The organism is Amycolatopsis sp. cmx-11-12, from assembly GCF_046269425.1.
GTDB lineage: Bacteria > Actinomycetota > Actinomycetes > Mycobacteriales > Pseudonocardiaceae > Amycolatopsis.
Map to the genome: position 1 here is coordinate 74,287 of NZ_JADNQM010000042.1, position 7,391 is coordinate 81,677.

The window sequence follows — 7,391 nt, forward strand, 5'->3', positions numbered from 1 at the left end:
GACTGAGCGACTGTCCCGCTCATCGGGTCTTGACCAGCGAGATATCTCCCGCAATCATCGGATCTCTCGGTAACCACGCCCTGGATGAGAGCGGATGGTCATGAGAGTTCGAGCGCACCGCACTGCCTGGCTCGCCCTTGTCCTCGCCTTGCTGGCCGGCCTCCTCACCACGCCGACGGCGAGCGCGGAGGTGCACCATCCCCGCCAGAAGTGGCTGCGCGAAGCCACCGCGGGACTCTTCCTGCATTGGGGCATGTTCACCGCGCCACGCCAAACCGACTGCGCGGCTTGGGAACGCGCCGTCACCGACGGCGGCTGGAGCGCCGACTACTGGGTGGACGAAGCGCGCAAGCTCGGCGCCTCCTACATCGTGCTCGCCACCTTCCACAGCAGGCTGGGCTACGCGCGGCCTTGGCCGTCGAAGGTCCCGGGCAGCTGCGCCACCCAGCGCGACCTCCTCGGCGAACTCGTCAAAGCGGGTAACGCCAAGGGTGTCCGGACGATCCTCTACATGACCGACGACCCCCAGTGGCACAAGGAAACCGGTGTCGAGTCGCTGGATTCCGCCGCCTATTCCGCTTACAAGGGCAAGCAGGTCGACCTGACCACGCGACCCGGGTTCGGCGAGTACAGCTACGACCTCTTCCACGAGGTCATGGACCGCTACTCGGACCTGGCCGGGTTCTGGATCGACAACGACAACGACTACTGGGAGAAGAACAAGCTCTACGAACAGATCCGTGAAAAACGGCCGTCCTGGTTGCTGAGCAACAACAACGAGGACACACCGATCATGGACACCGTCAGCAACGAGCAGAAGACCGGCATCACACCCCCGTACGACTACCCGCAGGCCGCGTTCACCCCGATGCCGCGGCTCACCGAGGCCGACTACAAACTGCCGACCAACGGCGGCTGGTGGTACGACGGCACCGATCAGGCCGTCGACTTCCGGCTGTCCACCGGCCGCTACATCACCAACGCCGGTTCGTCGATGAAGTCGCTGATGGCCGAAACCCCGATGGTGAACGGGAAGTTCCCACCACAGCAGGAGGCGTACAACAACTTCATGGCGAACTGGGTGCCGCCGATCAAATCCTCGCTGCAAGGCAAAGAAGGCGGCGGTTACATGTACGGCGGGATGCAGCCCGGCTTCTGGAACGACGGCGCGCACGGCGTCATCACCGTCGAGCCCGGCGCCGGAACGCAGTACCTCCACGTGGTCACCCGGCCGCGCACCGACCTGCTCCGCCTGCGCGACAACGGGTACAAGGTGACCAAGGTATCCGACGTGCGCACCGGTAAATCACTGCGTTTCAGTCAATCCGCCGGATACCTGTCCATTGTGGACATCAAGGACTGGGACACCTACGACACGGTGTTCAAGGTCGAAACGGCCGGACAGCAGTACTTCCACGACTCCCGCACGATCAAGGCGACGGCTTCGTCCTCGCGCGCGGGGCATCCGGCGCCGAATCTCGTGGATGGGAACTTCGAGAACTACTGGGACGCCGACGGTAAGCAACCGGTATCACTGACCTTGGATCTCGGCAGGCGGCGGCAGGCGACCTACCTCGCGGTGAACCAGCGCGAGATGTCGCCGACGCACGCTCGCGAATCGTTCGGCCGCCCCGAGGATTCGTCCCGGATCAAGGACTATCGCGTCCACGTCAGCGACGACGGCAAGAACTGGGGTGAGCCGGTCCGCACCGGCTCGATGCCGAGCGCTCGCGGTGTGCAGTTCATCGAGCTCGGCGACCGGCAGACCCGGTTCATCAAGCTCGAGGTGCTGAACACCTGGTCCGGGCCGCAGGCGAAGCCCTTCTACAAGCAGTTGGCGATCGACGAGATCAAGGTGGCGTACGGCTACCCGAATTCGTTCCTCGGCACGCCGGTTCCGCTGGAGGCCGAGTCCTTCCGCAATGACCACGACGGCCGCGCCCGTCTCGGCTGGTGCGCTTCGTGCTCCGGGTCGTTCCAGGTCACCGGCCTCGGTGGTGGCCCGCGCAACTCGGTCACCTTTCCGGGCGTGAAGGTCGAGGAAGCCGGGACCTACCGGCTCCAGCTCGACACCGGGGGCGGGCCCGCGACGTCGATGGCGGTGAGTGTCAACGGCGGCGCTCCCGTCGAGGCCGCGACCGACGCCGGCACGCGGGGAATCGTGACCTCGACAGCGATCCCCGTCCCGCTGAACGCGGGCGCCAATACCATCAAGGTGTTCAGCGACGCCACCTCGGGACCTGGCCTCGACCGGATCGCGGTCGCTCCCCTGCCGCCATCGTCCTACACACCGAAGACGACCCTGACCGTCGAACCCGGCGGTGTCCAATGGCTCTCCCCCGGGCGGCAGTCGCTCAAGGTGACCGCGAAACTGCGGCTCGACGCGGACGACACGATCCGCGGGGTCACCCTGGCGCCGGTCGTCCCGGCCGGCTGGACAGTGCAGGGTGCGCCGGCCACGGCGGCGTCCATGCGCGTCGGGAACGAACTCGAAGCCTCGTGGACCTTGGTGTCCCCCGAAGGCGTCACCGCGGCAGACATCCCGGTCACCGCGTCGTTCGACCTGCTCGGACGGGCGAAAACGGTGAGCAAGCCGGTGCGGGTGAGCCCGCTCCCGTTGGACCGCCTCTTCATGCGGGAGGGCGAAGACTCGGCGAACGACGTCGGCAGCGCGGGCGTCACGAACTGCGGGGTGTGCTCGGGCGGCCAGAAGGTCCGCAACATCGGCGGCGATCCTGACTCGTACGTGCGGTTCGACGACGTGACCGTGCCCGAGACGAGGCGGTACACCCTCCACATCGACTTCACCGTCAACGGACCGCGCTCGTACTTCGTCACGGTCAACGACGGGACGCCGGTCGAGGTGAAGGTCGACGGGGCGGGTAACAACACCCAGCTCACGACGTCGTTGCCGGTCGATCTGAAAGCGGGCGTGAACACGATCAAACTCCACAACGACCACGCGTCCGCCCCTGATCTCGATCGGCTGTCACTGGGGTGAGGTACCGGCTTGACCCTCTCCCCGGGAGAGGGTTCAGGCTGGTCCCATGACGACCTTGATGCCGATCGGCGTGTTCGCGCACGCCACCCGGCTGTCGGTCCGCGCGCTGCGGAACTACGACCGGCTCGGACTGCTCGTGCCCGCGCGGATCGATCCCGGCACCGGTTACCGCCGGTACTCGCTCGCCCAGTTCGCCCGCGCGGGCCTGATCCGACGGCTGCGGGAGCTGGAGGTGCCGCTGGCGGACATCGCCGAAATCCTCGCCGCGGGCACCCCGGATGACGTGAAGGCCGCGATCAAACGGCATCACGACCGGGTGGCGGCGCGGGCCGCGGAACTCGCGGCGATCAGCGGCGAACTCGACTCCGTGCTGGCCGAGCCGACGCGGTGGCTGCATGTCTACGAACGCGTGCGGGCGCCCCAGCCGATCGCGTTCCTGACGATCCGGACCCCGCTGAGCGGCCTCGCCGAGCTGATCGGACCGGCGTACGCCCGGCTGTTAGCGGCTCTCGAAGCGCAAGGCGTCGCGCCTGCCGGACCGCCCGGAACCCGGTATCTCACCGACGATCCCGACGAGTTGACCATCGAACTTTTCGTCCCGGTGGACGGGCCGGTGAGGGCAGACGGCGAGATCGACTTCGCCGAACTTCCCGGTGGCCTGCTCGCGGCGACCATCCACGAGGGTGACTACGACGACGTCGAAACCGCCTATCGGTCGCTGGGACGCTGGATCGCCGAACGCGACCGCGTCCCGACGGGTCCAGCCGAGGAGCTGTACCTCGTGGCACCCGGACCGTCGGTCGCGCCCGAGGCCTATCGCACCGAGATCGCCTGGCCGGTGACCTCGTGATCGTCGACGGCATCAAGACCGCGGGCGGCGAGCACTGCGAGACCAGCACCCTCGACGTCCTCCTGCGACACGCCGGGATCGAGTTGTCCGAGCCGATGCTGTTCGGGCTCGGCGAAGGTCTGGGTTTCATCTACTGGGACGGGAAGAACCTGCCGTTCCCCTTCCTCGGCGGGCGCAGCAAACCCGCCGAGATCACCAGGAAGCTGACCGAACGTCTCGGACTGACCTTGCGGGTCAAGGAAACGACGTCGGCGCGCACGGCGTGGCGGAACGTGGCCGAGCAGATCGACGCCGGTGCCCCGGTCGGCTTGCAGCTCGACTCGTACCACCTCGAGTACTTCACCACGAAAGTCCACTTTGGAGGGCACTTCGCCGCCTTGTACGGCTACGACACCGAGAACGCTTTCCTGATCGACACGGCACAACAGGGCGGTTCCGTCTCGACATCACGTTTGAGCCTGGAACGCGCTCGCGCCGAGAAAGGTCCCATGACGGCGAAGAACCTTTCGTTCACCATCACCGCGGACGCCTCTCCGATACCGCTTTCCGACGTCATCCGCACCGCCGTGCGTGCGAACGCGGTGGAGTTCCTCAATCCGCCCATCGCCAACTTCGGATACCGTGGGATCGGCAAAACCGCCGTCCAGGTCCGGAAATGGCTGGACCGCAGCACCGATCCGGCCCGCGACCTCCCACAGGCCGCCGTCCTGATGGAACGGGCGGGGACCGGTGGCGCGCTTTTCCGCCGGATCTACCGCGACTTCCTCGAAGAAAGCGCGACGCTCGTCGACGACGCCGGTCTCCGCGCCGCCCATGAGAAATACCGCGAGATCACTCCACTGTGGACGGAGGTCGCGCGGTTGTTCACACAGGCGGGGGAAACCGGCGACGTCCGGCACCTGACCGACGCGTCCGCCGTCCTGTCCGAGCTGGCTCAGCGCGAACAGGAGGCGATGACGGCACTCGCGACCGTTCAGCCCTGCCGCTCGTAGGGCAGCTTCTCCCCCGCTTCCACCGCGAACGGCAGATCGTTCCCCGCCGGAGGCAGGGGGCAAGTGGCGAAGTCGGTGAACGCGCACGGCAGATTCGCCGCACGGGTGAAGTCGAGGACGACGGACCCGTCCTCGGCGGGCGCGGGCACCGCGAGCGACCGGTTCGCCGCATAGGTGGTCACGCCGCTCGTGGCGTCCGTGAACAGAATGAGGAGACCGTCCTCCTTGCCATTGAACGCGGTGAGCGTGTGCTCCACGCCGTCGCGTTCGAACCGGACGATGCCCGGCGAGACGTAGACGTGGCTGAGGCCTTCTACGACAGCGCCGACCGTGGTCGGCCGCGGCTCGTCGAAGGCCTCGAAGGCCCCGGAAAGCACCCAAGCCTCGTCGGGCTCGTAGGCCGGGACACCGCGGAAGGCGTTCAGGACCGGGGCCTTCGGGTCATGCGTGCGGATCAGATACCCACCGCGGCGCGCGACCTCGATCTCGATGTCCCCGGCGACGACCCGGGTGGTCGCACCACTGTTGACCAGCTCGAAGCGGTGGACACCGGTCACCCGCTCACCTTCGTGCGAGAGGTCCGCGCCCTGCGGGTCGAGGTAAGCCGCGTCGGCGTCCTGCCACCACACGCCGGGCAGCCCCTCATACGCGCGCGGCTTGTCCTCCAGCCAGTCGAGCGAGACCAGGGCGAGCCAGCCGAGCGGATCGGCGAGATCGCGCTCGCGCTGGCTCTTCCAGCCGCGCCAGTCCTGCGTGAACGTGTCCAGGCTTGTGCTCATCGCCGATCCCTTCCGTGACCTTGTTCTTTCTTCGAGGTCAACGGCCGGCCGGTGGCGATATTTCCCGTCCCGGCATGTGGGCGACCCTAAAGGATCGGTAGTCGTCGGTCGTGCCCTCCTCGGCGGAGACCAGCTCGGAGATGGGTGCGAAGAAGGCTTTGATCCCCGGCAGATTCGCACCCTTCTCGCGGGACGCGGCGAAGTCGTCGGAGGAACGCCACCACACGACGTCGAGCCACGTCTCGTCGTCGACCCGGATCAACAGGGCGTCGAGGAAGCCTTCCCTGTCGGCGCGGAACTCGGCGAGCATCGCGGGGCGGGACTGGAGCAGTTCGTCCGCGCGGGCGGGCGGGACTTTGAAGCGGGTCAGTTCCTGGCGATGCTAAGCGACCACGTTTCGCAAGTAGTCGACTCCTTGCCTGGCGGTGAGGCGACCCTTTAGTGGCGCGGGTGAGGGGTGCGTGGAAATAGGGCCGTCATCCACATAGTGAGGGACGCGCCACCGGCACCGCGCCCGACCACGTCCCTACTCACACACGTCACCCTTCAGTGGTAAATGTGCCGGTTCGCGGTAACGTAAAATTACGAACACGTGTTCGACGGGAATGGGGTATTATTGGGGTGTGTCCGAGACGATCCTTCCCGAGTTGCCGCAGGAACTGTGGCGCGCTGGCAAGCTGGAGCTTGCCCACGGCGTGCAGCAGTTCCTGCAGGTGATGCGGGTAGCGTCCGCCGGATTGGGCCGGTATTTGGCGGAGGTCGAGTCTCGTGGCGTGAAAGACTTGTACGGTTATGGGACGACGGTTTCGTGGTTCGCCGATATCGCGGGGTTGTCTGTTGGTGAGGCGCGGCCGTATGTGAATCGCGCGATCGACCTGAACCCGACGCGTGCTCTGGATGGCACCGAGATCCCGGCGTTCGCGCCCGCGACCGCTGCTGCGGCGGCGGACGGTGCGATCGGCGAGGAACGGATCAAGCAGATCCTGGAGATCCTGCGGCAGATCCCGGCCGAGGTGCCGGTGGAGGATCGGGAGCATGCGGAGAAGACGCTCGCTGGGTTGGCCCGGAAGGCGGGTCCTGGGCAGGTGTCGGATCTCGGGGAGCAGTTGCTGGGATGGCTCGACCCGGACGGCAAAGAGCCCAAGGACCCCGAACCCGCCCAGCCCCGCCGCGAACTGACCCTGCAACGCCGCAAAGACGGCTTCTGGACACTGAAAGGCCTCCTCGACGACGAAGCCGGAGCCCGGACCGCGGCCGCACTGGAGGCCTACGCGAAACCCCGCCCGGTGGACGAGTTCGGCCAGGCCGACCTGCGCAGCAAAGCCGAACGACAGGGAGACGCCTGGGTCGACCTCGTGGACCTCGCGATCGCCTGCCCGGACCAGCCCGGCACCAACGGGTACCGGACCTTGGTGCACGTCACCATCGGCCTCGAAGAACTCAAGACCGGCCTCGGAACTGCCTGCCTCGATTTCGTCGGCACGATGACCGCCCGCGAAGCCCGTATGGCCGCCTGCGATTGCTTGATGCTTCCGGTCGTGCTCAATGCCGCCGGGGAACCTCTCGACGTGGGACGGCTCAGACGCTTCGTCACCCCAGGCCAACGCCGAGCCCTGAACATCCGCGACCGAGGCTGCGCGTTCCCCGGCGTGCGCCACGAGGCGCTGTCAATCAATGTGGAGGTGAAAGACCTGCACCATTGTTATGTCGCATCATAGCGGTGATAGCTGAGGGCAGCGGAACCAGGAGACGCTGGGGAAGCGGGAGCA

At 66.8% G+C, this 7,391-nt stretch carries 6 protein-coding genes; 4 read left to right on the forward strand and 2 right to left on the reverse strand.

Annotated features, from left to right (window positions below):
- The first annotated feature begins 94 nt into the window (after positions 1-94).
- From ACLARN_RS37600 to ACLARN_RS37610, 3 genes are read left to right on the forward strand one after another with little or no spacing between them, the layout of a single operon-like run.
- Entirely contained in the window at positions 95-3,001 is a 2,907-nt protein-coding gene (locus tag ACLARN_RS37600; protein WP_409496243.1) for an alpha-L-fucosidase, read from the forward strand.
- Positions 3,002-3,047: 46 nt separating this feature from the next.
- A complete protein-coding gene (locus ACLARN_RS37605) occupies positions 3,048-3,851 on the forward strand; it encodes a MerR family transcriptional regulator (RefSeq protein WP_409496244.1) in 804 nt (267 codons plus the stop codon).
- Entirely contained in the window at positions 3,848-4,843 is a 996-nt protein-coding gene (locus ACLARN_RS37610) for a BtrH N-terminal domain-containing protein (RefSeq protein WP_409496245.1), read from the forward strand. The genes ACLARN_RS37605 and ACLARN_RS37610 overlap by 4 nt, the downstream gene beginning before the upstream one ends.
- On the opposite strand, the gene ACLARN_RS37615 is transcribed toward ACLARN_RS37610, so the two are convergent.
- Together ACLARN_RS37615 and ACLARN_RS37620 are read right to left on the reverse strand one after the other, a co-directional pair.
- Positions 4,825-5,622, reverse strand: a complete 798-nt coding sequence (locus tag ACLARN_RS37615; RefSeq protein ID WP_409496246.1) for a DUF1684 domain-containing protein — start codon at positions 5,620-5,622, stop codon at positions 4,825-4,827. The genes ACLARN_RS37610 and ACLARN_RS37615 overlap by 19 nt on opposite strands.
- 37 nt (positions 5,623-5,659) lie before the next feature.
- Positions 5,660-5,992, reverse strand: coding sequence for an antibiotic biosynthesis monooxygenase (locus ACLARN_RS37620; RefSeq protein WP_409496252.1), 333 nt, complete (start codon positions 5,990-5,992; stop codon positions 5,660-5,662).
- 253 nt (positions 5,993-6,245) lie between these two features.
- On the opposite strand from ACLARN_RS37620, the gene ACLARN_RS37625 reads away from it, so the two are divergent.
- The gene (locus ACLARN_RS37625; RefSeq protein ID WP_409496247.1) at positions 6,246-7,340 is read left to right on the forward strand and encodes a DUF222 domain-containing protein; all 1,095 of its coding nucleotides are present in this window, start codon (positions 6,246-6,248) and stop codon (positions 7,338-7,340) included.
- Positions 7,341-7,391 lie beyond the last annotated feature (51 nt).

What these genes read in the sequence shown, in the direction of transcription:
- ACLARN_RS37600 (WP_409496243.1), top strand. Translation starts at nt 95, where the DNA reads ATGGTCATGAGAGTTCGAGCGCACCGCACTGCCTGGCTCGCCCTTGTC.
- ACLARN_RS37605 (WP_409496244.1), top strand. Translation starts at nt 3,048, where the DNA reads ATGACGACCTTGATGCCGATCGGCGTGTTCGCGCACGCCACCCGGCTG.
- ACLARN_RS37615 (WP_409496246.1), bottom strand. Translation starts at nt 5,622, where the DNA reads ATGAGCACAAGCCTGGACACGTTCACGCAGGACTGGCGCGGCTGGAAG.